Annotated in this window: 22 protein-coding genes; 10 read left to right on the top strand and 12 right to left on the bottom strand. The window is 72.0% G+C overall.

Features of this window, described 5'->3' with window-relative positions:
• From ABZS69_RS28405 to ABZS69_RS28425, 5 genes are read right to left on the bottom strand one after another with little or no spacing between them, the layout of a single operon-like run.
• Positions 1-1887, bottom strand: coding sequence for a beta-L-arabinofuranosidase domain-containing protein (locus ABZS69_RS28405; RefSeq protein WP_355377873.1), 1887 nt, complete (start codon positions 1885-1887; stop codon positions 1-3).
• A gap of 26 nt (positions 1888-1913) precedes the next feature.
• The gene (locus ABZS69_RS28410) at positions 1914-2720 is read right to left on the bottom strand and encodes a carbohydrate ABC transporter permease (protein ID WP_355377875.1); all 807 of its coding nucleotides are present in this window, start codon (positions 2718-2720) and stop codon (positions 1914-1916) included.
• Positions 2717-3670, bottom strand: coding sequence for a sugar ABC transporter permease (locus ABZS69_RS28415; RefSeq protein ID WP_355377877.1), 954 nt, complete (start codon positions 3668-3670; stop codon positions 2717-2719). Before ABZS69_RS28415 ends, ABZS69_RS28410 begins: the two co-directional genes overlap by 4 nt.
• A gap of 4 nt (positions 3671-3674) precedes the next feature.
• Complete coding sequence (locus tag ABZS69_RS28420; protein ID WP_355377879.1) at positions 3675-4943, bottom strand: extracellular solute-binding protein; 1269 nt, start codon at positions 4941-4943, stop codon at positions 3675-3677.
• Between the two features lie 60 nt (positions 4944-5003).
• On the bottom strand, positions 5004-6077 hold the full coding sequence (locus tag ABZS69_RS28425) for a LacI family DNA-binding transcriptional regulator (protein WP_355377881.1): 1074 nt from the start codon (positions 6075-6077) through the stop codon (positions 5004-5006).
• Positions 6078-6396: 319 nt separating this feature from the next.
• Between ABZS69_RS28425 and ABZS69_RS28430 the strand changes: the two genes are divergently transcribed.
• The gene (locus ABZS69_RS28430; protein WP_355377883.1) at positions 6397-10050 is read left to right on the top strand and encodes a LamG-like jellyroll fold domain-containing protein; all 3654 of its coding nucleotides are present in this window, start codon (positions 6397-6399) and stop codon (positions 10048-10050) included.
• A gap of 118 nt (positions 10051-10168) precedes the next feature.
• On the opposite strand, the gene ABZS69_RS28435 is transcribed toward ABZS69_RS28430, so the two are convergent.
• A complete protein-coding gene (locus tag ABZS69_RS28435) occupies positions 10169-10825 on the bottom strand; it encodes a response regulator transcription factor (RefSeq protein ID WP_355377885.1) in 657 nt (218 codons plus the stop codon).
• The gene (locus ABZS69_RS28440; protein ID WP_355377887.1) at positions 10822-12120 is read right to left on the bottom strand and encodes a histidine kinase; all 1299 of its coding nucleotides are present in this window, start codon (positions 12118-12120) and stop codon (positions 10822-10824) included. Before ABZS69_RS28440 ends, ABZS69_RS28435 begins: the two co-directional genes overlap by 4 nt.
• A gap of 133 nt (positions 12121-12253) precedes the next feature.
• On the opposite strand from ABZS69_RS28440, the gene ABZS69_RS28445 reads away from it, so the two are divergent.
• From ABZS69_RS28445 to ABZS69_RS28460, 4 genes are read left to right on the top strand one after another with little or no spacing between them, the layout of a single operon-like run.
• A complete protein-coding gene (locus tag ABZS69_RS28445) occupies positions 12254-13156 on the top strand; it encodes an ATP-binding cassette domain-containing protein (RefSeq protein ID WP_355377889.1) in 903 nt (300 codons plus the stop codon).
• Positions 13153-14031, top strand: a complete 879-nt coding sequence (locus tag ABZS69_RS28450) for an ABC transporter permease subunit (protein WP_355377891.1) — start codon at positions 13153-13155, stop codon at positions 14029-14031. The genes ABZS69_RS28445 and ABZS69_RS28450 overlap by 4 nt, the downstream gene beginning before the upstream one ends.
• A gap of 20 nt (positions 14032-14051) precedes the next feature.
• Entirely contained in the window at positions 14052-14720 is a 669-nt protein-coding gene (locus tag ABZS69_RS28455) for a hypothetical protein (RefSeq protein ID WP_355377893.1), read from the top strand.
• Positions 14721-14752: 32 nt separating this feature from the next.
• Complete coding sequence (locus tag ABZS69_RS28460; RefSeq protein ID WP_355377895.1) at positions 14753-15211, top strand: hypothetical protein; 459 nt, start codon at positions 14753-14755, stop codon at positions 15209-15211.
• Between the two features lie 54 nt (positions 15212-15265).
• On the opposite strand, the gene ABZS69_RS28465 is transcribed toward ABZS69_RS28460, so the two are convergent.
• The 4 genes from ABZS69_RS28465 to ABZS69_RS28480 form a co-directional block, all read right to left on the bottom strand.
• The gene (locus ABZS69_RS28465) at positions 15266-15814 is read right to left on the bottom strand and encodes a 2'-5' RNA ligase family protein (protein ID WP_355377897.1); all 549 of its coding nucleotides are present in this window, start codon (positions 15812-15814) and stop codon (positions 15266-15268) included.
• Positions 15815-15885: 71 nt separating this feature from the next.
• Positions 15886-16440 (bottom strand): hypothetical protein, encoded by a 555-nt coding sequence (locus ABZS69_RS28470; RefSeq protein WP_355377898.1) that lies wholly within the window; start codon positions 16438-16440, stop codon positions 15886-15888.
• 61 nt (positions 16441-16501) lie between these two features.
• Positions 16502-17536 (bottom strand): substrate-binding domain-containing protein, encoded by a 1035-nt coding sequence (locus ABZS69_RS28475; RefSeq protein WP_355377900.1) that lies wholly within the window; start codon positions 17534-17536, stop codon positions 16502-16504.
• A complete protein-coding gene (locus tag ABZS69_RS28480) occupies positions 17520-19925 on the bottom strand; it encodes a glycoside hydrolase family 3 N-terminal domain-containing protein (protein WP_355377902.1) in 2406 nt (801 codons plus the stop codon). Before ABZS69_RS28480 ends, ABZS69_RS28475 begins: the two co-directional genes overlap by 17 nt.
• Positions 19926-20282: 357 nt before the next feature.
• On the opposite strand from ABZS69_RS28480, the gene ABZS69_RS28485 reads away from it, so the two are divergent.
• From ABZS69_RS28485 to ABZS69_RS28500, 4 genes are read left to right on the top strand one after another with little or no spacing between them, the layout of a single operon-like run.
• Positions 20283-21644 carry an extracellular solute-binding protein gene (locus ABZS69_RS28485; RefSeq protein ID WP_355377904.1) on the top strand — a complete coding sequence of 454 codons (1362 nt, stop codon included), beginning with the start codon at positions 20283-20285 and terminating at the stop codon, positions 21642-21644.
• Positions 21641-22567, top strand: a complete 927-nt coding sequence (locus ABZS69_RS28490; protein WP_355377906.1) for a sugar ABC transporter permease — start codon at positions 21641-21643, stop codon at positions 22565-22567. Before ABZS69_RS28485 ends, ABZS69_RS28490 begins: the two co-directional genes overlap by 4 nt.
• Position 22568: 1 nt before the next feature.
• Complete coding sequence (locus tag ABZS69_RS28495) at positions 22569-23459, top strand: carbohydrate ABC transporter permease (protein WP_355377907.1); 891 nt, start codon at positions 22569-22571, stop codon at positions 23457-23459.
• A 57-nt stretch (positions 23460-23516) separates the two neighbouring features.
• Positions 23517-23663, top strand: coding sequence for a rhodanese-like domain-containing protein (locus tag ABZS69_RS28500; protein ID WP_355378213.1), 147 nt, complete (start codon positions 23517-23519; stop codon positions 23661-23663).
• Between the two features lie 24 nt (positions 23664-23687).
• Here the strand turns inward: ABZS69_RS28500 and ABZS69_RS28505 are convergent, their stop codons facing one another.
• Positions 23688-24410 (bottom strand): SDR family NAD(P)-dependent oxidoreductase, encoded by a 723-nt coding sequence (locus tag ABZS69_RS28505; protein ID WP_355377909.1) that lies wholly within the window; start codon positions 24408-24410, stop codon positions 23688-23690.
• A gap of 106 nt (positions 24411-24516) precedes the next feature.
• Between ABZS69_RS28505 and ABZS69_RS28510 the strand changes: the two genes are divergently transcribed.
• The gene (locus ABZS69_RS28510) at positions 24517-25164 is read left to right on the top strand and encodes a helix-turn-helix domain-containing protein (RefSeq protein ID WP_355377910.1); all 648 of its coding nucleotides are present in this window, start codon (positions 24517-24519) and stop codon (positions 25162-25164) included.
• Positions 25165-25276 lie beyond the last annotated feature (112 nt).

The following is a 25276-nucleotide window of genomic DNA, read 5'->3' on the forward strand; positions in this document are numbered from 1 at the left end:
TCACTCTCCTTCGGTGGGCAACCAGACACGCATGCTCGACGGGCCGCGACGGGCCCACGAGTGGTACGGCCGCAGCGGCACGTCGAACCAGCCGGCGTCCGCCGCGGGGGTGGCCGGGGCGCCGGAGTAGGCCCACGGCCGGTCGGGGGGTGCGGCCAGGCGGCCGCGGACCAGCGCTCCGCCGGGTTCGGCCCTGGGGGCGGACCCGGGGTCGATCGCCAGGACGTCGAGCCCGCCGGGGCGCGGGAGGTCGTGGGACTCGGCGCACAGGACCTCGGGGCCGCGTTCGACGGCGACGCAGCCGCGTACGGCGTCGATGCGGGGGTCCGGCCAGGTGAAGCGGGGCTCCATCGGCAGTTCGAGCGTGATCACCTCGCCCGCCCGGAACGCCCGCCGCACCGTGGCCAGGCCGGGCTCGACCGGCCGCGCCCGCCCGTCCACGGCGACCGTGGCCCCGGCGGCCCAGGCCGGGACCCGCAGGGCGAGCGTCCAGTGCCCGTCGGCCAGGATCCGGACGCGGACGGTCCCGCTGTCGGGATAGGCGGTCTCGACCTCCACCGCGGCCTGCCGCCCGTCCGGCAGCTCGGCGCGGATGGTCGAGGGGGCGTACTGGTGGAGCTGGAGGCCGTCGTCGTCGGCGGTGGCGAGGTAGCCCTGGAGGCCGGCCAGGGTGCGGGCGACGTTCGTGGGGCAGCAGGACACGTCGAACCACGCGGCCCTGGCGCCGGCCTCGGCGCGCGGGCTCACCTCGTCCGGGTCCGCCGGCCGGCCAGGGGAGCGTTGGTGGAGGGGGTTGGCGTAGAAGAACGCGGTGCCGTCGGGGCTCGGGGAGGTCGCGACGACGTTGTAGAGCGTGCGCTCGATCAGGTCGGTGTAGCGGACGTCGCCGGTGGCCAGGTGGAGCCGCCAGGAGACCATGATCGAGGCGACGCCGGCGCACGTCTCGCAGTAGGCCCGGTCCGGCGGCAGCTCCCAGTCCTCGCCGAAGCCCTCGTCCTGGTGGCGCGAGCCCATGCCGCCCGTGATGTACGTGCGGCGCGCGACCGAGCGCTCCCACTGCCGCTCCACGGCCCGCAGGAGCTCGTCGTCGCCGCGCTCGACGGCGACGTCCACGGCGGCGGCGGTGAGGTAGAGCGCGCGGACCGCGTGGCCGCGCCACACGTCGGCCTCCCGGATCGGGAGGTCGTCCTGGAAGTAGGCGCGGCCCAGCGGGATGTCCCTGAGCGTGCCGTGCCCGCGGCGGTCGAGGAAGATCCGCGCCTGCTCGACGTAGCGCTCCTCCCCCAGCGCCCGCCCGAACTCGGCCAGGCCGACCTCGATCTCCGGGTGCCCGCAGATCCCGGGCCGGCCGTCCGCGCCGAAGGTGCGGCACACGTGGTCGGCGGCCCGCCGCGCCACCCGTACGAGGTCGTCCTCGCCGTGCGTGCGCAGCCGGGCCACCGCGGCCTGCAGGAGGTGGCCGGTGTTGTAGAGCTCGTGGCCCATCTCCAGGTCGCTGTAGCGCGGCGGCTGCCCGCCGTGCCCGAAGCAGGTGTTGAGGTAGCCGTCCGGGTCCTGGGCGCGGGCGACGCGCGCGGTGAGCCGCTTGATCGCCGCCTCCGCCGCCAGGTCGCCGGTACGGCCCCATTCCCAGGACAGCGCCTCCAGGAGCTTGTAGACCTCCGAGTCGGAGAACGACCAGCCGGGGCGGTCGGGCGCGGTCGTCCCGTCGGCGACGCGGTCGAAGTTGGCGAGCCAGCCGAGCCGCTCCATCCACGACTCGCAGTGGGCGAGCGTCGCCGTGGCGTTCACGGCCTGCCGGCTCCCCCAGAACCCCCCGGTGATGGAGACCTGCGCGAGCCCGAGGGGACGCACCCGGCCGTGGGACGGCAGCACGGGGCTGGACATGTGTGAACCTTTCGACGAATGGGTGGTCAGTCCTTCACGGCGCCCGCGGTGACCCCTGCGGCGATGTAGCGCTGCGCGAGGACCAGGAGGAAGGCCGCGGGAACGGACGCGATCACGGCGGTCGCCATGATCGAGTTCCACTGCGTGGTGTTGTTGCCGATGTAGCGGAAGATCCCGAGCGTGATCGGGATGACGTCGCTGTTGCGGTTGAGGGTCGAGGCGAAGATGAAGTCCGACCACGCCCACAGGAACGCGAAGAGCGAGACCGTGATCACCGAGTTGCGGCTCAGCGGCAGGATGATCGACCGGAACGTCCGCCAGGTGCCCGCCCCGTCGATCTGCGCCGCGGCCATGAGCTCGCCGGGGATGCTCGCCATGAACGCCCGGAAGAGCAGCACCCCGAACGGCACGGCCAGCGTCGAGTCGGCGACGATCAGGCCGGGGACGGTGTTGAGCAGGCCGAGCCGGATGTAGATGGCGTAGAAGCCCATCGCCATGACGACGGCGGGGATCATCTGCGCGGCGAGGAGCAGGAAGTCGATCCCGCGCGCGCCGCGCGGGCGCAGCTTGGCCAGCGAGTAGCCCGCGGGCAGGGCCACGAGCAGCGTCAGCGCGACGGTGCCCAGGCCGATGAACAGGCTCGTGGCCAGGGCCGGCAGCTGCTGGGCGAGCGCCGCCGCGTACCCCTCGAACGTGGGGTTCCAGGGGAACCAGTGCGGCGGGTCCGCCCGCATGTCGCCCGTCTTGGTGAGCGAGACGTTGAACATCCAGTAGACCGGGAACAGCATCAGCCCCACCAGGACGACGCCCACGGCGGTCTTCCAGGTCTTCATGCGCGCTCCTCCTTGCGCTGCAGGTGCACGTGCAGGAGCCCGGCGGCGAAGGCGATGAGGATGAGCAGGTTGCCGACGGCCGCCGCCGGTGAGAAGTCGGGCTGGCCGGTGCCGAACGCCTCCCGGTACGACCAGATGGCCAGCGTCGTCGAGGCGTCCGCCGGTCCGCCCCGCGTCATGATCCAGATGATGTCGACGACCTTGAGCGTGTAGATCAGGCCGAGCAACAGCGTGATCGCCGACACCGGGCGCAGCAGCGGGAAGGTGATCCGCCGGAAGCGCTGCCACCCGTTCGCCCCGTCCAGGCCGGCGGCCTCGTACAGGTCGGCGGAGATGTTCTGCAGCCCGGCGTACAGGATCACCAGGTTGAACGGGACGCCGAGCCAGATGTTGGCGATCGTGACGGCCAGCAGCGAGGTGTCGGGCGAGGTGAGCCAGTTGATCTGGCCGATCCCGAACGCCTCCAGCGCCGCGTTCACGATGCCGTTGTCGCTGTTGAGCATCCACGACCAGGTGGAGGCGGAGACGATCAGCGGCAGCAGCCACGGCACCAGGAACATCGCGCGCAGCACCGCGGACAGGCGGAAGTTGCGGTGGAAGAAGACCGCGAGCGCCAGGCCGATCGCGTACTGCGCCGCGATGGACACCAGCGTGAACAGGGCCGTGTTGCGCAGCGCCCGCAGGAAGGTGTCGTCGGACAGGATGTCCCGGTAGTTGGCCAGCCCGGTGAACTCCGGGTCGCCCCGCACGAACGCCCGCGGCGTGTAGTCGTGCACGCTCAGGTCGATGTTGCGGTAGAGCGGATAGGCGTAGAAGACGAGCAGGTAGATCACGAGCGGCGCGAGGAAGGCGTAGGCCGTCCACCGCCGCGAACGCCCCCGCCGGGGAGCCGCGTGCGCCGCCCTGCCCACCGCCACCGCCTCGCCGGCCTCGCTGCTGAGAGTGGTCATCGGATCAGCCGCCGGTGGCCTGCTTCGCCTGGGCCTGCGCCTGCTTGAGCGCGTCGGCGGGAGTGGCCGAGCCGCTCAGCGCCTTCTGCACCCCCGTCCACAGGGCCTCGGAGATCTTCGGGTACTTGGTGCCGAGGTTGTCGCTGGTCCGGCCCTTGGCCGACTTCACGGCGTCGACCCACGGCTTCAGGTCCGGCTCCTTGGCGAGGATGGCCTGCTGGCCCTCGGCGGTGGAGGGGATGTAGTACGCGAACGTCGTGCCGGTCTCCACCAGGCCCTCGGGCGTCGTCATGCATTCGAGGATCTTCTTGGTGGCGGCGTAGCGCTTGGTGTCCTTCTGCACCGGGACCGTGATGAACTCGCCGCCGGTGGGCGTGGGGGCGGTGCCCCCGTCCTTGCCGGGGATCTGCACGATGCCGGTGGGGAAGCCCGCCTTCCCGGCGCTGTTGATCTGCCAGGTCCCGTTCTCGGCGAAGGCGAACTCCCCGGTCAGGAACTCCTCCCAGGTGGTGTTCTGGGAGTTGCTGATGACGGAGTTGGGGGCGGTGCCGTCCTTGACCCACTTGGTCCACAGGTCGAGCGCCGCGACGGCCTCGGGCGAGTCGAGCTGGGTCAGCTGCGCGCCGGACCCCCAGAACCACGGCAGGAACTGGAACGAGCCCTCCTCCGTGCCGATGGCCGAGAACGTGATCGGCTTCTTGCCCGCGGCCTTGACCTTCTTCAGCGCCGCGTTGAGCGTGGTCCAGTCCTTGATCGAGGCGGGGTCGACGCCGGCCGCGTCGAGGATCTTCTTGTTGTAGTAGAGGGCGAGGGTGTTCGCGCCGATGGGGATGCCGTACGTCTTGCCGTCCAGCTCGCCGGCGGCGATGAGGTTCTTGTCGAAGCGCGCGGTGTCCAGGCCGAAATCTGACATCGTGGTGAGCATCCCGGCGTCCGCGAGCGTCGAGACGGCGGGGTTGTCCAGGAGGATGACGTCCGGCGCGTTGCCCTCCTGGCCGGCGAGCAGCGCCTGGTTGGTCAGCGCGGTGGTGTCGTAGGCGGTGCGCTGGATGGTGACTCCGGCCTGCCGCCCGCAGGTGTCCACCCGCTTGGCCCAGGCGGAGGCCGCGTCGTGCTGCGGGTACGGGTCCCACCACGTGTACGCGCCGGCGCCGCCCGCGGAGGCGGAGGTGGTGGTGGAGCCGCCGCCCTGGGGGGCGGACGCGCAGGCGGACAGGGCCAGAAGGGCGGTTCCGAGGACCGCCGCCTTCGCGGAAACCGACGTGCGGTTCATCGAGGCCTCCAATGTTAGCGCTCACATTCGAGCGCGGCCGGAAGTAGTCGAGGGGTCGGGCTAGCGGGCGGCTGGGGGCGCTGTGCTTCCGCGCGAGACCAGTTCGGGAGAGATGAAGCGCACGACGAACGGCTCGTCGCGGGCCGCCGGCGACTCCACGCGGCGCACGAGCTGGCGTACCGCCATGGCGCCGAGCCGGTCGGGTGCGCTCTCGATGAACGAATAGGGCAGGGAGAAGGTCGCGGCGAACTCCTCGGAGTAGCGCCCGATGACCGAGAGGTCCTCGGGCACCCGCAGCCCTCGCCCGTGGGCGACGGAGGGCAGCGCCGCGGTGGCCGCCTCGTTGTTGATCAGCAGGCCGGTCGCCGACGGGTAGGTGTCGAGCAGGGCGTTGAGCAGGCGCCCGACCGCGGGCTGCCGGGACTCGCCGTACACGGCGTGCAGGGTGACGCCGAGCTGGCGGGCCCGTTCGAGTGCCGCGTCGCGCAGGCGCCACACGTACGCGCCGCCCCGCTCGACGACGTGCTCGGGCTGCGAGATCAGGATGAGCTCGCGGTGGCCGAGGCGGTGCAGGTGCTCCACCATGACCCGGCCGGCCTCCTCGAAGTCGAGGTCGAACACGTCGAGCCCCGAACAGTCGCCCGGCAGGCCGACCAGGGCGCCCGGCTGCGGCGCGGCCCGCAGGATGGGCAGCCTGGGGTCGACCTGCGCGATGTTCATCAGGACGACGCCGTCCACCATGCGCGAGTCGGTGATGCGCCGCAGCGCCCGCACGCCGTCGGCCTCGGTGACCAGCAGCGTGTCGTAGCCCAGGTCGCGGGCGGTGTTCGTGACGCCCAGGATGTACTGCATCATCGCGGGCGCGAACTCGTCTTCGTGGAACTGGGCGAGCAGACCGAGGACCTTGGTCTGGGAGGTGGCCAGCGCCCGGGCGCCCGCGTTCGGCGTGTAGTCGAGCGCCTCGGCGGCCGCCAGCACGCGGCGGCGGACCTCCTCCGAGATGGGCCGCTTGCCCGACAGCGCGTAGGACGCCGTGCTGCGGCTCACCCCGGCCTCCCGGGCCACGTCTCCGATCGTCGCCACTCTCACCTCCTGCACGTAGTTGAACCGGTTCGACAGTTGCGTCGCGAGCACCCTCGGATCACCGACCGGTCAGCGCCTTTTCCTGGGGATCTGCAGGATCGATCGGCCCGCCGCCGGTCATGGCCGGGAACGAGCTCCACCTGCGGGCCGCCGGAATCAGCGAACCGGTTCAACGATGTGCCCCGACTGTCGCGCCGCCGGCGAGCGGGCGTCAAGAGTGAGGCCGGTCGGCGATATCGAATCGTGACCCGCCGGAAACGCCCATTGACGTGTCGGGCGCGGCTACGTAACCTACGCGAAACCCTCAGTTGCGTTCACCGAACACCCTCCCTGCGATTTGTTAACGCTCACACCTCCCAGGGACTTCGTCATGACCATCAAGGCCATGTGGGCCGGGCTGCTCCCGGCCGCCCTCGTCGCCGCCTTAACCGCGGGCTCCGCGCATGCGCGGACCGTGGATCCGCCCCCTCCCGTGCTCGTCTACACCTTCGACTCCGACGACCTCGCCACCGGCTCCATCGCCGACTCCTCCGGCAACGGCCTGAACGGCACGCTGGTCAACGGCTCCACCGCGGCGCTGGTCGACGGCGCGGACGGCCATGCACTGAGCCTGCCCGGCGGCGCGCCGACCTCCGACGGCGCGTACGTGCGGCTGCCGCTGGACGCCGTCAAGGGCAGGACCGACCTGACCGTGTCGGCGCGCGTGAAGTGGGACGGCACCGCCGCGCCCTGGCAGTGGATCTACGCGCTCGGCAAGGACACCAGCCGCTACCTGTTCAGCACGCCGTACAACGGGGACGGCGTGCTGCGCACGGCGGTCACCACCTCGGGAGGCGGCGGAGAGGCCAAGGTCACGGGCTACGCCCCGCTGCCCGCCGACGCCTGGAAGACGCTGACGGTCACCCTCGACACCGCCGCCAAGCGCGTCACCACCTACCTCAACGGCGCCGCCGTGGCCTCGGCGGCCACCACCGTGAGCGCCGCCCAGCTGATCGACGCCGCCACGACCTCCGCCGGGTTCATCGGGCGCTCGTTCTACCAGGACCCGCTCTTCGACGGCGCGATCGACGACTTCCGCGTCTACGGCGCCGCGCTGTCGGCGGAGCAGGTGGCGGCCGTCGCCGGCGGCCAGGCCCCCACCCCGACGGGCCTCGCCCAGAGCGCGTTCTCCGTCCGGACGACCATCGGCACCGCGCCCGCCCTGCCGGCCGCGGTCCGCGCCACCTTCACCGACGGCTACGATCGCGAGCTGCCCATCGCCTGGTCGCCCGTGGACCCCGCGGACTACGCCGCGGCCGGGACCTTCACCGTGACCGGCACGGCCGGCGGGCGGCCCGTCACGGCCGAGGTCACCGTGATCCGCGAGGGCCAGCTCGTCATCGACCTCGCCGAGGACACGGGTCCCTTCCACGGCGGCGCGTCCGGCACGCTGTACGGCCTCTACGGGCCGGGGGTGCCGACGAACAACCTGATCGAGGGCATGCGCCTGCGCACCGTCTCGACCAAGGCCCAGGACGGCCCGCAGCACCCCGGCGCCGACGCCCTGGAGGTCGTCAAGCCGCTGGCCGACAGCACCGACGGCGACGTGTACATCTACATGACCGACATCCACCGCGGCTTCCCCTACCAGTGGCCCGGCGCCACGCCGCAGGAGAAGCTCGACCTGTACAAGCAGAAGATCGCCAAGCAGGTGGACCAGGTCCTCCAACTCGACCCGAAATATCAGGACAACATTGTCTTCGTGCCGTTCAACGAGCCCGAGGGCAACATGTTCGGCACCGGCGAGTGGAGCTACAACCGGGTGAGCTGGCTCAGCGACCCGCGCGACTACTTCAAGGCGTGGGACGACATCTACGCCCTCATCAAGGCCAGGATGCCGGCCGCCCGGATCGCCGGCCCCAACACCAGCGTCCTGTACGCCCAGGTCAAGGGCTACCTGGAGCACGTCGTACAGGCCGGCACCGTGCCCGACGTGATGACCTGGCACGAGCTCAGCCACCCCGAGCAGGTCAGGGCGAGTGTCAAGCGCTACCGCGAGATGGAGGCCGACGCCTTCGCCGGCTCGAAGTACGCCGGGAAGCGGCTGCCGATCAACGTCAACGAGTACGCCTTCAACTACCACACCTCGGTGCCCGGCCAGATGATCCAGTGGGTGTCGGCCATCGAGGAGTCGAAGGTCGACGCCGACATCGCGTACTGGAACATCGACGGCAACCTGTCCGACTCGGCCGTCCAGGCCAACCGGGGCAACGGCCAGTGGTGGCTGCTCAACGCCTACGGCGGCATGAGCGGCCACACCGTGCGGGTCACGCCGCCGTACCCGGGGCAGAACTACACCCTGCAGGGCGTCGCGACGCTCGACCCCGGCAAGAGGCAGGCCCGCGCGATCTTCGGCGGCGCCGAGAGCGCCGGGCACATCCGCTTCGAGCACGTCCCCGCCAAGGTCTTCGGCCGCCGCGTGCACGCCTGGGTGCGGGAGATCCCGTGGACCGGCCAGGTCGGCGACTCGCCGCAGCCGGAGATCGTCGCCGAGCGCGACGTCGAGGTGAAGGACGGCACCGTGGTCTTCGACTTCGGCGCCGGTGACCTGCCCAGGCTCAAGGAGTCGTCGGCGTACGAGATCGTCCTCACCCCCGCCGGGCCGGGCACCGCGACGACGCCCGCGCCCAAGCTGTGGGAAGGCTCGTACGAGGCCGAGGACGCGAAGTACACCGGCGGCGGCTACAGCCGCAACGGCCCCGAGGGCTCCCCCTCGGACGTGTCGAAGTTCTACACCTCCGGCCGCTACGACGTCGGCGGGCTGCGTACCGGCTCGGACGGGGTGCTCGACTTCACCGTCGAGGTGCCCAAGGCCGGCCGCTACAACCTCAGCGTGTTCGCCAACTCGCTGAACACCTTCGACCGAGTGCGCGAGCAGGGCCCGACCAACGTCTTCGTACGCGTGGACGGGGGCGCGGAGCAGGAGCTGTTCCTGCCGCTGGGCTACAAGTGGGTGGTGTGGGACCACGCGGACACCACCGTGGAGCTCACGGCGGGCAAGCACGTCCTCTCCCTGGCGGCGCGCAGCCTCGACGGCGCCAAGGCCACCAAGGGCGACGCGATCGTCGACCGGATCCGGCTCTCGCTGCCCAACCCGGCGGCGGCGACCTCGATCTACGAGGCCGAGCTGGCCGACCTGCACGGCGCCCGCCCGTCCTACGCGGCGCACGACGGCGCGCTCCCTGGCTCCGGGACCGCCCCATCCGGCTCCGCGCTCTCGGGCTCCGGGGTCGTCGCGGCCGGGCGTGACCAGTCGGCCACCTTCTGGGTGTACTCCGCGAAGGACGCCCCGGCCACCCTGGACCTCAAGTTGCTCGGCTCCGGCCAGGCGGCGCTGACGGTCAACGGCGTACGCGTGCTGGACCGCGCCCGGCGCGGCGACGCGACCGCGGCGGTGTCGCTGTCGGGCGGCGTCAACAAGGTCACGGTCACCGGCCGGTCCGGCACGTCGCTCATCGACCGGCTCGAGGTGCGGCCCGCCGACGGCGCGCTGCCGGCCACCGGGTACGAGGCGGAGTCCGCCCGCCTCGCCGGGACGGCGAAGGCGTCGCAGCTCTCGCTGGCCAGTGGCGGGAGCGCGGTGACCGGGGTCGGCGGCACGCCCGGCAACACCAACACGCTCACCTTCGACGTGCGGGCCGCCGCCGACGGGACTTACGCCATGCGCGTGCGTTACTCCAACCCGGAGCAGTCGGCCGCCACGCACTACAACCCGGACCCGCTCGCCAGGCACGCCGACATCTCGGTGAACGGCGCCGCCGCGCAGCGCGTCCTGTTCCCCCACACCTTCCACGAGAACAACTTCTGGGAGCTCACGGTCCCGGTGCGGTTGAAGAAGGGCCAGAACACGGTGCGCTTCTCGGCCGAGGAACTGCCGAACTTCGACGGCACCACCTACGCGTCGGAGACCTTCCCCGGGGTGCTCCTCCGCGCGCAGTACGCCCCGGTGATCGACAAGATCACGGTCGCTCCGTACAGCGGCTGACCCTCGCGACGCCGCCCGCGCTCCCGGTTTCTCCCGGGGCGTGGGCGGCGTCACGATCAGCTTTCCCGGGCGTGGGCGGTGTCGCGATCAGCTTTCCCGGGCGTGGGCGGTGTCGCGATCAGCGGGACGGTGACACCAGGCCCGCGTCGTAGGCCATGATGACCAGCTGGATCCGGTCGCGGGCGGCGAGCTTGGCGAGCAGGCTGGCCACGTGCGCCTTGGCCGTGCCGGGGCTGATGTGCAGCTCGGCCGCGATCTCGGCGTTGGACAGGCCGCGCCCGACCAGGGTCAGCACCTCGCGTTCGCGCCCGGTGACGCCCTCCGGCTCGCGCGGCCGGGGAGCCGGGGCGGGGCGGCGGGCGAAGTCCTCGATGAGGCGGCGGGTGACGCTCGGCGCGATCAGGGCATCCCCGGCGGCGACGACGTGCACGGCGGACAGGATGTCCTCCAGCGCCATGTCCTTGACCAGGAATCCGCTGGCTCCCGCGCGGAGGGAGGCGTAGACGTTCTCGTCGTCGTCGAACGTGGTCAGCATGATCACCCGCGTGCCCGGGGACTCGGCGGCGATGGTCTGGGTGGCCTCGATGCCGTCCATGCCGGGCATGCGGATGTCCATCACCACCACGTCGAGACGCAGCCGCCTGGTGAGCTGGACCGCCTGGGCCCCGGTCCCGGCCTCTCCGGCGACCTCGACGCCGGGGGTGCCGTCGATGACCATGCGCAGGCCGGCCCGGATCAACGGCTGGTCGTCGGCGAGCACGACGCGGATCGTCACGACGCCTCCGCCACGGCGCTCACACGTCCGGCCGTGACCGGCAGGCGAGCGGTGACGCGGAACCCGCCATCGGGCCGGGGTCCCGCGCTGAAGTCACCGCCCAGCAGCGCGACCCGCTCACGCATCCCGACGATCCCGTGCCCGCTCTCGCCACTGGGCCTGCTCCCGTCACGAGGCGCGGTGCCGTCGCGGGGCGCGATGCCGAGTCCGCTGTGTCCGCTGTGTCCGCTGTGTCCGCTGTGTCCGCTGTGTCCGCTGTGTCCGCTGTGTCCGCTGTGTCCGTCGTCGACAACGTCGATGCGCAGTTCCTCGTTCCCGTAGTCGAGCGTGACCTGGCAGTGGTCGGTGCCCGCGTGGCGTAGCACGTTCGTCAGGGACTCCTGGACGATGCGGAAGGCGGACCGGTCGACGGCGGCGGGCAGGGGCCGTGGCCGCCCGCGCCTGTGCACGTCCACCCGGACCCCGGCTGCCGTGGCCGCCTCGGCCAGCCCGTCGAGGTCGGCCAGCCCCGTCGCGGGCGCGGGCTCGGGGTGCTCGTGTCCGGTCTCGCGCAGCGCGCCGAGCAGGTGCCGCAGTCCCTTCAACGTCTGCCTGCTGATCGTCTCGATCGCGCCCAGCGCCTCGCGCGCCTGCTCGGGTCTGCTGTCGATCACGCGGGCGCCCGCACCGGCCTGGATGGCGATGATGCCGATGCTGTGCGCGACCATGTCGTGCACTTCGCGGGCGATGCGCAGCCGCTCGTCCGTGACCGCCTGGGCAGCGGCGTGCGTACGCAGCGCGCGGTCGTACTCGCGCCGCTGCCGGATCGACACCCCGGCCAGCCAGCCGACCGCGACGCCCAGGCCGAGCAGGACCGACAGCGCGAGGAAGCCGGGCGCCAGGGCGCGCAGGCCGTGGCGCAGCAGGTCCACCTGCCAGACCACCTCCTGGACGGCGAGCGTGACGGCCGCCGCCGCCAGCCCGGCGCGGCGCGACCGGGCGGCGGTCACGAGGCAGACCAGGACGTCCCCGGCCAGGAAGAGCGGCCAGAACCGCTGCGCCGGCAGCCCCGTCGCCGCCGCCGCGACCACTTCGGCCAGCAGCACCGCGAGCACCATGGCCGGCCGCCGCCGCGCCCAGGCCAGGGGCAACACCATGGCGGCGGCGAACGCCGCGTGCGGGAGGCCCACGGGGAGCAGGTTCTCGCCGTCGGTCAGCGTCAGGGCGTACAGCACCGGCACCAGGCCCGCCAGGCCGCACCAGGTGAGCAGCGTCCACACGCCGCCCGGCAGCCGTTCCGGCCTTCTGTCGCGCATCCGTCGATCGTAGTCACCGGCCCGGAGGCCGGACATCGGCCGCCGGGCCTATGCCCGCGGGCCACCCCCGCCGGGCCGGAACAGGCCCGCGGCCAGATGTGACACGCCATTGACCTGCGACAGCGTGGGGCAGGTGATCGAAGTCAACGGACTGACCAAGCGCTACGGCGCGGTGACGGCGGTGAACGGCCTGACGTTCACCGTTCGGCCGGGGCACGTCACCGGGTTCCTGGGCCCCAACGGCGCCGGCAAGAGCACCACCTTGCGCATGATCCTCGGCCTGAACCGTCCGACGTCGGGCAGCGCCACCGTCGACGGCCGCCACCGGCCGGCGGGCCTGCGCCACGTCGGCGCGCTGCTGGACGCCGGCGACGTCCACGGCGGCCACACCGCGCACGCCCACCTGCACGCGCTGGCCCGGAGCAACGGCCTGTCCCGGCGCCGGGTGGCCGAGGTGCTGGAGGAGGTGGGCCTGGCGGGGGTGGCGCGCCGCCGGGTCGGCGGGTTCTCCCTGGGCATGCGCCAGCGGCTGGGCATCGCCGCCGCGCTGCTTGGCGACCCGCCCGTGCTGATGTTCGACGAGCCGATCAACGGGCTGGACCCGGAGGGCGTGCTCTGGGTACGCGGTCTGTTCCGGCGGCTGGCCGCCGAAGGGCGCACCGTGCTGGTCTCCAGCCACCTGATGAGCGAGATGGAGAACACCGCCGGCCGCCTCGTCGTCATCGGCCGCGGCGAGCTGATCGCCGAGGAGAGCCTGGCCGGGTTCGCCGCCCGAGGGGCCGGGGCGTCCGTCGCCGTACGCACTCCCGACCCCGCCGAGCTGGCGGCCGTCCTCGGTCTGGAGGGAGCGCACGTGCGGCCGGAGGGCGGCGACGCCCTGACCGTGACCGGGCTGAGCGCCGCCCGCATCGGCGAGCTCGCCCACCGGCGCCGGATCATGCTGTACGAGCTCGCCCCGCGGGCCGCCTCGCTGGAGCAGGCGTTCATGGAGCTGACCGCCGGTCACGCCGAACATCGAGCCGGTGATCCGCGATGACCGCCGATCACGCGGGGCATCAGGCCGGACCCGCGACGAGCACGGAGCCCACCGGACATCAGGCCGGGCATCGAGCGACGACCGCCGGCACCTTCCGTGACCTGCTCGCCGCCGAGTGGATCAAGATCTGGTCGCTGCGCTCGACCTCGTGGCTGCTCGGCCTGGGCACGCTGGCCATCGTCGCCCTGGCCGTACAGAGCAGCCTCGACGCCTACCAGAGCTGGCCCGCCTTCACCGCGATGGAGAAGGCCAGGTTCAACCCCTTGGGCGAGGCGTTCAGCGGCCTGGCCGCCTCCATGCTCATGATCGGCGCCGGCAGCCTGGGCGCCCTGACCATCGTCGGCGAGTACGCCACCGGCCTCATCCGCACGACGCTCACGGCCGTCCCGGCCCGCCATCGCGTCGTGGCCGCCAAACTCGTCGTCACCGCCGCCGTCACGCTCGCGGCCGGCGCGCTCGTCTCCGCGGGCACGTTCGGCGTCAGCCAGGCGATCCTCTCCGGGCGCGGCGTCGCCGCCTCGCTCGGCGACCCCGGCGTGCTGCGCGTCCTGGCCGCCAACGCGCTGCTCGCCCCGGTCTCGGCGCTGACCGGCATGGGCATCGGCGCGCTGGCACGGCACACCGCCGCCGCCGTCGTCACCGTCTGCGCCGCGCTGGTCATCGTGCCCACCTTCTTCCGGCCCACCGTCCACCAGTGGCTCAACGACCTGTACGCCCTGGTCCCCTTCTACGTCTGGCGGACCTGCCTGGGCCTGCCCCAGCTCCGCGACGACCCCGCCCTGCCCACGGTGGCCGGCTCGTGGGCCGCCTTCGCGCTGTGGCCGCTCGCCGCCGCCGTCCTGACCCTGATCGTCGTACGTCGCCGCGACGTATGACCCGTACGAGAGGAAACCCGATGAAAACCCGCCTGCCGGCCATCCCGCTGACGGCCTGCCTCACCCTGACCGTGCTCACCGCCACGGCGGCGACCGCCTCCGCGTCCGGGCAACCCACCCCCGCCCCGGCCTCCACCGCCGGCCTCCGGCTGGAGCTCCCCCGCCCGACCGGGCCGAACCGGGTCGGGCGGGACATCCTGCCCCTGGTGGACAGCAGCCGCAAGGACCCCTGGGTGCCCGAGTCGGGACCGCGCCGGCTCATGGTCTCGATGTACTACCCCGCCCGCTCCGCCACCGGCAGCCCGGCACCGTACATGACCACCGCCGAGGCCGCGTCCCTGCTCCAGCGCAAGGCCCCCGGCGCCAAGATCCCCGCCGAGCTCATCAGCGGCACCCGCACCTACGCCCGCGCCGGCGCCCCGCCCAAGCAGGGCCGCTACCCGCTGGTGGTGCTCTCGGCCTCGGCCTCCCGCGCGCCGGCCTCACCTTCCTGGCCGAGGACCTGGCCAGCCGCGGGTACGTCGTCGCGCTGGTCGACCACGCCTACGAGTCCTCCGGCACTACCCTGCCCGACGGCCGGACCATCACCTGCGCCCCGCTCTGCGACCAGCCCAAGCCACCGGAGGGCGGGCAGGCGGCCATCACCGCGAACCGGACCAAGGACGTCTCCTTCGTCCTCGACGAGCTGACCGGCCGGCACCCCGCCTGGAAGAAGGCCCGCATGATCGCCTCCAAGCGGATCGGCATGGCAGGTCACTCCCTCGGCGGCGACGCCGCTGCCGCCACCATGGCCGTGGACAAACGCGTACGGGCCGGGGCGAACCTGGACGGCACCTTCCACCCCGCGGTTGCGCTCGACCGGCCGTTCCAGCTGATGGGCAGCCAGTCCGACCACGTGCCCGGCAAGGACCACACCTGGGACGAGGGCTGGACGAAGATGAGCGGGTGGAAGCGCTGGCTCACGGTGGCGCGTACCGACCACTCGAGCTTCACCGACCTGTCCATCCTGCAGCGGGCGGCCGGCATGTCGAGCCCTGACGCCCTCTCGCCGCAGCGCTCGCTGGAGCTCACCCGCGCCTATGTCGGCGCCTTCTTCGACCGGCACCTGAAGGGCCGCAGGCAGCCGCTGCTCGACGGCCCCTCACCGGCCGGCCCGGAGGTCGCCTTCCACAACCCCTGACCGGGATTCAGCGAGATGAGACCCTGATGAGCTGCCCTCGGGGCCGCGGTTCTCTCATCCTTGCGATGCCGGTCCTCGGCCCAGCGGGAAGCGCGTGACCGGCGTCCAGCGGGTCCCGTCGAAACTCGCCAGGTCGACGGAGGTGACGCGGGTCGTGAACGGCAGTCCGGGCGCGACGGAGGACTCGACGCCGTCCAGGACCTCGTCCTCGCCGTAGCCGACGGACAGGTGCGGGACGGTCTCGCCGTACCGGCCGCCGTACGGGCGCAGCGCCGGCCACCTGCCCGTCACGCTCCGGGTGAGGGCGGCGAAGGGCTGGGCGGGCTCCGGGGCCAGGTAGAGCAGGCCGGGGAAGCGGGCGCAGCCGGTGAAGGCCGCCTCGAAGGGCCGGTGAGCGGCGAACAGCCCCGCCAGCTCCGCCACCGTCCCGTCCTCGATCTCCGGCCGGGGCAGGAACGGGTAGAGCACCGTGACGTGCGCGCTCACCCCGAACCGGGCCGCCGGGTCGAACAACGCCCGCTGGCCACCCACGACGGGCTCGGCTTCGGGCACGGGCACCACCAGCACCGTGGCGCCGGCCGGGTAGGGAGCCCTCTCACTCATCCCCAACACCTTAGCGGCGGCCCGCGTCCTGCGGTTCAGGCGCCGCCGTCCGCGCGGTGCGGGTCCTCCCGTCAGTCCCGCGTCGGGGTGAGGGTGCGCAGGGCCTCGCGGAGGTCGGCGCCGGCACCCGCCGCGACCACCCCGCCGTTCCGGTCGACGGCCACGGCGGAGAAGACCGGGCCGGCCGGGGCGTCCAGGTCGCAGGTGAGGGTGATGGCGTGCCCGTCGACCAGCATCGCCTCGGCGCCCGTCCTGGACGGGGTCGCGGGCCGGTTGACGAGGCCGCGGGCCGCGATCAGGGCGGCGACCGGGGTGCGGTGGCGGCCCAGCAGGATGGGGCTCTCGTCGTACGGCTGCGCGACCTGCCGTACGAGGTCGCCGAGCTTGCCCCGCGCGGTCGAGAGCGGCACGAGCGGGAGCCCGCTCAGGATGCCGGGCACCCTGGAGAGCGGCACGAGCGCGGCCCACTCCCAGCGTTCGCGGGTGATCAGGATGGTCTCCCCGTCCCTGGCGGCCTTGACGAGGGCGCTCCAGCGGGCGCGGGCCTCCTCCACCCCGAGCGGGTTGCCGAGCCTGGCCTGCAGCTCGGCGTAGGCGGGCCGCTGGACCCCGGATTCGTTGATCATCCCAAGAACGGTAAGGCACCTTACGGAATATTCGCAAGGCGCCTGACAAAACTCATGCCGGTCAGCCGCGCTCCGCGCAGGTCACGTCCGCCGTGGAGGCGCGGACGATCAGCTCGGTCGCCAGCTCGACGTGGTGGGAGTCGATCTTCTCGCCGGCCGCCAGCCTCAACGCCGTGCGCAGCGCCACCCCGCCCATCTCGCGCAGCGGCTGGCGGACGGTGGTCAGCGGCGGGGAGGCCATCCGGGCCATCTGGGTGTCGTCGAACCCCACGATGCTCAGATCGTCCGGGATGCGCAGGCCCCGCGCCCTGGCGGCCTCCATGACGCCCAGCGCGCTCTCGTCGCAGCCGGCGAAGATCGCCGTCGGCGGCTCCGGCAGGTCGAGCACGGCCGCGCCGTACTCCAGCCCGTCCTCATAGCGGAAGTGCCCGGATCGCGTGTAGGCGGGCGGCACCGGCACGCCTTCGGCCTCCATGGCGGCGCGGTAGCCGTGCAGTCGGGCCTGGTTGCAGGCCGCGATGGCCGGGCCGCCGATGTAGGCGATGCGCCGGTGGCCGAGGGACAGCAGGTGCTGGGTGGCGGCCAGCCCGCCGGCGAAGTTCGTCGAGCCGACGCTGGTCACGCCGGCGTGCGGCAGGTGGAGCGGGTCGATCACGACCAGCGGCAGCTGCACGCGGGACAGCGCGGCGAGCTCCCTGGTGGTCAGCTGGTCGCACGTGACGCAGATCAGCGCCCGGCGCCCGGCGGCGGCCAGGTCGCGGGCCCACGCGGCGGCGTGGTCGATCTTCTTCCTGACGCTGACGACGATCCCGACGCCGGCCTCGGCCCCGGCCACGACCAAGCCCTGGATGATCTCCGTGGAGTAGGTGCTGAAGTCGTCGTCGAACTGCACTTCGACGATGTCGGTGGCGACGGCCCCGTCCCGGCGCGGCGACGGCGCGATGTAGTCGTGCTCCCGCAGCAGCGACTGCACCAGGGATCGGGTGGTCGGCGCCACGTCGCTGCGGCCGTTGAGCACCTTCGACACGGTCGCCACCGACACGCCCGCCGAGGCCGCGACCGTGGCCAGCGTGGCGCGTCTAGAACTGGACGGCATCGTTTCCCCCCTCCCGCTCGACCGACACGGGCGTGTCCAGGCGCCGGTCGTGGCCGACGACCCGGGCCGCCCCCGTCAGCCGCACCGTGCCCCGGCACGGCAGGTCGGCCGCCGACGTGCCGACGGACACCTCGATGTCCCCGGGCTCCACGATGCGCCTCAGATCGCGTCCGGTGAAGGCCGTCCGGTCGGCGTGCACCTCGAACGTCACGCGGGCGCTCGCCCCGGGCTCCAGCCGGACCCTGGCGAACCCGGTCAGCTGCCGGACCGGCCGGGTGACCTGGGCGACGAGGTCGTGCAGGTAGAGCTGGACGACCTCCTCGCCGGCCCGGTCGCCGGTGTTGCGTACGCTGACCGCCACGCCGAACCCGCCGTCCACCGGCACCTCGGCGTCGCTGATCCGCAGGTCGCCGACCTCGAAGGTGGTGTAGGCGGAGCCGTACCCGAACGGGAAGAGCGGGGTCGGGTCGAGGTTGCTGATGCCCTGGCTGTTGGTGCCCAGCGGCGGCTGCAGGTACGTGCCGGGCTGCCCGCCGTGCCCGCGCGGGATCTGCACCGGCAGCCGGCCCGACGGCTGGACCCGGCCGGACAGCACGCCGGCGATGGCCGCGCCGCCTTCCTCGCCGGGCATGAACGCCTGGACGAGCCCGGCCGCGCCCCCGTGCACCCGGCCCAGCGCATACGGACGGCCGGAGACGACGACGGCGACGACCGGCGTGCCCGTGGCGGCCAGCTCGGCCACCAGGTCCTCCTGCACCCCGGGCAGGCGCAGGTCATCGGCGTCGCAGCCCTCGCCCGAGGTGCCGTGGCCGAACAGCCCGGCGAGGTCGCCCACGGCCACCACGCACAGGTCGGCCCCGCGCGCCGCTTCGAGCGCGGCGGCGAACCCCGAGCGGTCCTCGCCCTGCACGTCGCAGCCCCGCTCGTGGACGATCTCGGCGTCCGGCAGCTCGGCCCGCAGCGCGTGCAGGAGGCTGGGCGCCTCGATGCCGAGCCCGAGCCCGGGGTGGCGGGGCAGCACGTGGTTGGGGAAGGCGTAACAGCCCATGAACGTCCGCGGATCGTCGGCGCACGGCCCGACGACCGCGATCCGGCGCGGCCCGGGGCTCAGCGGCAGCGTGTCACCGGCGTCGAGCAGCACGATCGACCGCTCGGCCAGCTCGCGCGCGATCGCCCGGTTGCCCGGCGAGTCGAGGTCCACGCCGGCGGCCCCGGACACGGACTTCTCGGGCGTCCAGTCCGGGTCGAGCAGCCCGAGCTGCACCTTCTGGGTGAGCAGGCGGCGCGCCGCCCGGTCGATCAGCGACTCGGGGATCTCGCCGCTCCGTACCCGCTCGACCAGGTGCGGGCCGAAGCCGAGCGTGTCGGGCAGCTCGACGTCGATGCCCGCGCTGAGGGCCTGCACGCCCGCCTCGGCGGTGTCGGCGGCGACGAGGTGCATGGTCGCCAGGAACGGGATCGACCAGTAGTCCGACACGACCGTCCCGGTGAAGCCCCACTGCTCGCGAAGCACCTCGGTCAGCAGCCAGGGGTCCGCCCCGGCCGGCACGCCGTCCACGTCGGAGTAGGAGTTCATCACCGACCGCGCGCCGCCCAGCGCGATGGCGGTCTCGAACGTCGGCAGGATCATGTCCATCAGCTCGCGCCGCCCCATCGGCACGGGCCCGTGGTTGCGGGCCGCCCGGGAGGCGGAGTATCCGGCGAAGTGCTTGAGGGTGGCGATGATCCCGGCGCTCTCCAGCCCGCGCACGTAGGCGGCGCCGAGCATCGAGACGAGGTACGGATCCTCGCCCATCGTCTCCTCGACCCGCCCCCACCGGTAGTCGCGCACCACGTCCAGCACGGGCGACAGGCCCTGGTGCACGCCCACGGCCCGCATGTCGCGCCCGATCGCCGCCGCCATCCGCTCCACCAGCTCCGGGTCGAACGTCGCACCCCACGCGATGGCCGCCGGATAGACGGTCGCCCCGTACGTCGTGAACCCGGTCAGGCACTCCTCGTGGACGATGGCCGGGATCCCGAGCCGGGAGCGCTCGACGACGGCCCGCTGCAGCCTGACCACCTCGTCGGCGCCCTCCCGCGCGGTCACGGGCGCGCTGCCGTGCACGCGGGTGAGGTGGCCGAGCCCGTGCTCGGCCGCCTGGTCGAGGGGAACCGTGCCGGAGGCCGCGAACACGTCCTGCATCGGCGCGACGTTGACCGTCTCGGCGTCGTCGGCCAGGTCGTGCTGCATGTCGTTGCCGAGCCAGCGGCTGCCGAGCTGGCCGACCTTCTCCTCCAGGGTCAGCTCCGCGAGAAGGGCCTCGACGCGGTCGGCCACCGGGAGCGCCGGGTCCTGCCACGGGCGGAGCACGCCGTCCATCGCGGGGATGCGATCCAGAGCCGTCATCTGCTCTCCTTAAAGCCGATTCCCGCCGTGATTATTTCGAAATGTTTCGATGTCGTCGAGTGGCCTGTGAGCATGCGTCCCTGATTACAGACGACCAGATGAACGCCGCGCCTGAGTACTTTACACACGCCCTGCTGGAAAGGGCAGATTCCCGGATATGACGGTCTTGACAGGCCCAGAGTCGAAACCTAAATTGACGGACCACGCGGCATGTCGCAAATGTTTCGACGAGCTCACTCTAAGGAGACGTGACGAGCGGCTTCGGCAGGCGCCGCGTCCACGGCCGCCCGCCACCGACATCCGACGATCAACGAGCCGCGCGGCCAATCCCCCCGGCGTTCAAGTACGGAGATCAGCGTGGAGAACAGGTCAACTTCTCGCCGCACCTTCCTCAGCCTCTCCATGGGCGTTCCCCTCGGAGCCGCGTTGGCGGCCTGCGGCGGCAACGGCCCGACCCAGGCCGGCGCCGGTGGCGGCGGCGGCAGCACCAGCTCGGGTGGCGGAGCCGGCAAGGCCGCCTACTGGTATCTCACCGGACAGCCACAAGAAGGTGTCCGGACCCGCGCCGTCGAGCGTTTCAACAAGGCCAACCCCAGCGGCCAGCTCGCGACCACGATGTTCCAGAACGACGCCTTCAAGACGAAGATCAAGACCGCGATCGGCGCGGGCGAGGCGCCCACCATCATCTGGGGCTGGGGCGGCGGCGGTCTGAAGAGCTACGTGCAGGCCGGCCAGGTCGACGACCTCACGTCGTGGTTCGACCAGAACGCGGCGCTGAAGGACAAGTTGTTCCCGTCCTCCTTCGGCGCGGCCACGGTCGACGGCAAGATCTACGCGCTGCCGGTCGAGGCCGTGACGCCGATCGTCCTGTTCTACAACAAGAAGCTCTTCGAGAAGGTCGGCGCGCAGCCCCCGCAGAGCTGGGGCGACATCATGGACCTGGTCAAGAAGTTCAACGCCGCGGGCATCGCGCCGTTCTCCCTCGGCGGCCAGTCGCGCTGGACGAACATGATGTGGCTGGAGTTCCTCTTCGACCGCATCGGCGGCCCCGAGGTCTTCCAGGCCGTCTTCGACGGCCAGAAGGACGCCTGGAACAACCCGGCCGCCATCGACGCCCTGACCAAGATGCAGGACCTCATCAAGGCCAACGGCTTCATCAAGGGCTTCTCCTCGATCACCGCCGACTCCAACGCCGACCAGGCGCTGCTCTACACCGGCAAGGCCGCGATGATGCTGCACGGCGGCTGGACGTACGGCAACATGCGCGACACCGGCGGCGACTTCGTCAAGGGCGGCAGCCTCGGGTACATGAACTTCCCGCCGGTCGACGGCGGCAAGGGCGACCCCAGCGACACCGTGGGCAACCCGGCCCAGTACATGTCGATCTCCTCCAAGGCGACGCCCGAGGCCAAGGAGATCGTCAAGAAGTTCTTCGCGACCGAGATGAACTCCGACGCGCAGAACAAGGACTGGATCAGCAACGGCTTCGTGCCCATCGTCAAGGGCACCGACTCGCAGTTCGGCACCGACATGGACGGGACGTGGCAGCGGTTCGTCTACGACGTCGCCAGCCAGGCCAAGTCGTACCAGCAGTCCTGGGACCAGGCGCTCAGCCCGACCGCGGCCGAGGTCCTGCTGGACAACATCGCCAAGCTGTTCCAGTTGTCGGTCTCGCCGAAGCAGTTCGCCACGAACCTCAACGAGGTCATAGGCAAGTGACGGTCCCCCCGATCTCCGCCAGGGGAAACGCGTCCCCGGCCGCCGTGCCCGGCGGCCAGGGGCGCGGCCTGGCCTGGCTGGCCGTGCCGGCCCTGCTGTTCTTCGTCGCCTTCGCCGTCATCCCGCTCGTCGGGGTGTTCCTGCTCAGCTTCACCGCCTGGGACGGGCTCGGCGAGATCCGCCCGGCGGGCTTCGACAGCTGGCGGGCGGTGCTCTCCGATCCCGGCCTGCCGCACGCGCTGTGGGTGACGTTCCTGGTCATCGCGCTGTCGTGGGCGGTGCAGACGCCGGCGAGCATCCTGCTCGGCACGTTCCTGGCCGGCTTCCAGCGCTACCGCGCGGTGCTCTCGGTGGTCTACTTCATCCCGCTGCTGCTCAGCTCGGCCGCCATCGCGATCACCTACAAGGCGCTGCTCGACCCGAACTTCGGGCTCGGCGCCGGGCTGGGGATCCCGCTCCTCGTGCAGGACTGGCTCGGCGAGCCCGTCCTCGCCTTCGGCGTGGTGATCTTCGTGGTGTCGTGGCAGTTCATCCCGTTCCACTCGCTGATCTACCAGGGCGGCGTGCGCCAGATCCCGCGCTCGATGTACGAGGCCGCCGAGATCGACGGCGCCGGCCGGGTCCGCATGTTCTTCAGCATCACCCTGCCCCAGCTCAAGTACACGATCATCACGTCCTCGACGCTGATGGTCGTGGGCTCGCTGGTCTTCTTCGACCTCATCTTCGTGCTCACCGCCGGCGGCCCCGGGGACGCCACCCGGGTGCTCGCGCTGGAGATGTACAAGAGGGGCTTCCAGGCCAACCTGATGGGCCCGGCCAGCGCGATCGCGGTCATCCTGGTCCTGGTGGGCCTGGCGCTGGCGCTGCTGCTGCGCCGGCTCGGCGGCCGGGACGCGAGCCACAGCCAGCTGGAAGGTGCCTGACATGACGACGACGCTCGCGGACGACGCCACGCAGGCGACGTCGCGGCCCACCGCTCCCCGCCTCAAAGGGGTGACCCGCCGCCCCAACTGGGTGGGCGGCGCGATCGCCTGGCTCTGGCTGGCGGTCGTGGTCGTGCCGATCTACTGGATCGTCATCACCAGCTTCAAGTCGCAGAGCAACTACTACGTCGAGAACCCCCTCGTGCCGCCGGCCGAGCCCACGCTGGCCAACTACCAGATGGTCATCGAGTCGGACTTCATCCGCTACTTCTTCAACAGCGTCGTCGTCACGCTCGGCGCGGTGGTGCCCGCCGTGGTGGTGTCGTTCATGGCGGCGTACGCGATCGTCCGCAGCGGCAGGGGCCGGTTCCTGCGCTGGACCAACTCGGCGTTCCTCATGGGCCTGGCCATCCCCCACCAGGCCACGATCATCCCGATCTACCTGATCATCATCAGGCTCGGCCTCTACGACACGCCCATGGCGCTGATCCTGCCGTCGATCGCGTTCGCGATCCCGCTGTCGGTGCTGATCCTGTCGAACTTCATCAGGGACGTGCCCAAGGAGCTGTTCGAGTCGATGCGCCTCGACGGCGCCAGCGAGCTCGGCACGCTCTGGCACCTGGCGGTCCCCCTGACCAGGCCCGCCGTGGTGACGGTGACCATCTACAACGCGCTGACGATCTGGAACGGGTTCCTGCTGCCGCTGATCCTCACCCAGAGCCCCGAGCAGCGCACGCTGCCGCTGGCGCTGTGGACCTTCCAGGGCCAGTACAGCATCAACGTGCCCGCGGTGCTCGCCTCCGTCGTCCTGACCTCGCTGCCCATCCTCATCCTGTACGTGGTGGGCCGCCGCCAGCTGCTGGCCGGTCTGACCGCCGGCTTCGGCAAGTGAGCGCGGTGGCGCGGGCCGCCTGAGGCCCGCGCCACGCCACCTCGCGTTGACGCCGCGATCATCACGTACTGCTCGAACCCGGCATGCCCGAACAGCGGCCAGGTCGCCGACCGGCTCACCGCGCTGGGCTACACCGACGTGCGCAAGTACCGCGAGGGCATCGAGGACTGGACGGCCGCGGGGCTGCCCGTCCAGTCCTCCTGACCCAACCCCCGGCCGGGCGGGGGGCTACCGGCCGAAGCTCCCCACCAGCGCCTCCACCCGGTCCCGCTTCGCGTACAGCTCCCAGAAGTTCTCGGCGAAGACGTCCGGATGGATCACCTCCGGCTCGAAGGCGAGCGGCGTCCCGGACGCGACGATCCCCCGGTGCGGCACGCTGCCCTCGATCAGCGCCCCCACGTTGACCGCCCCCACGTAGACGCCCTTGCCCGCGAGCTCGGCGTTCAGGGTGTGGAAGTAGTTGCGCAGCGCCGCCTGCGCCATGCCGGCGTTGCCGAGGGCCGGCGTCGGGTGGATGCCCGACTGCCCGGCGGTGAACAGGATCGCGCCGTCGCCGCGCTCGACCATGCCGGGCAGCACCTGCCGCACCAGCGCGATCGCCGAAAGCAGGAACTGGTCCAGGATGACCCGCGTGTTCTCGACATCGATGTCGAGCGTCGACACGACCTGCTCCCCCATGTTCCCGCCGCCCGGGCTGAACTCCGCGACGTCGATCCGCCCGTACGCCTCCTTGATGGCCGCGACCGCGCCGGCGATCTGGTCGGGCTCGTAGACGTCGGCGGTGAAGCCGGCCGCCTCGATGCCGTCGCGGGCGAGCTCGGCGACGAGGCGGTCGAGGTTCGCCCTGGTCCGGGCGACGAGCGCGATCCGGAAGCCCTCGCGCCCGAAGCGGCGGGCGAGGGACAGGCCCATGACGGGGCCGGCGCCGAAGATGGCGAGGGTTCTGCTCATGAGAGTCTCCTTAATGCATTCAGTTAAATTGACTGTTGCCCCAACTTCTGTGCTGGAAGCATACGCAGAAGTTGGGAGTGTTCTCAACTTCGCTACGATGGGCCGCATGCCCACCCACGCCAGACCGCTCCGCAGGGACGCTCAGCGAAACCGCGACCTGCTGGTGACGGCCGCGAGAGACCTGTTCGCCGCCCGCGGGCTCGACGTCCCGCTCGACGAGATCGCCCGCACGGCCGGGGTGAGCAGCGGCACCCTCTACAACCACTTCCCGAGCCGGGACGACCTCGTCGAGGCGGTCTTCGCCGACCGCACCGCCACCGTGGTGCAGATCTCGGAGCACGCCCTGTCGATGCCGGACGCGTGGAACGGGCTGGTGCACTTCCTGGAGCGGGTGTGCGAGCTGCAGGCCGCCGACCGCGGCTACAACGACCTCGTCTCACGCCGGGGCCCGCAGGCCGCCCCACCCGATGACCAGGCCGACGACCACGCCCGCGGGTACACGATGATGTCGCGGATCATCGACCGGGCGCACGAGGCCGGGGTGCTGCGGCCGGACTGCACGCTGGAGGACATGGCGTTCGTGACGTGGGGCATCGCCCGCACGGTCGAGGCCACCTCCGCCGTCCGGCCCGAGGTGTGGCGGCGGCATCTGGCGCTGATCCTCGACGGGTTCCGCGCGTCGGCGGCGCATCCGCTGCCGGAGCCGCCCATGCGGCCCGACGAGCTGGCGCGCGTCATGCGGGAGAGCTGCTGACCCCGCCCTGACGCCACACGACGTCGTCGAGGAAGCCCTCCACCGCCGTCGTGACCCGGCCGGGAATGCCCGGAGGTGGCCGCGCGTTGTGGCGGGCAACCGATTGAATTTT

The sequence above is a fragment of the Nonomuraea sp. NPDC005650 genome, assembly GCF_040605375.1.
Lineage (GTDB): Bacteria > Actinomycetota > Actinomycetes > Streptosporangiales > Streptosporangiaceae > Nonomuraea.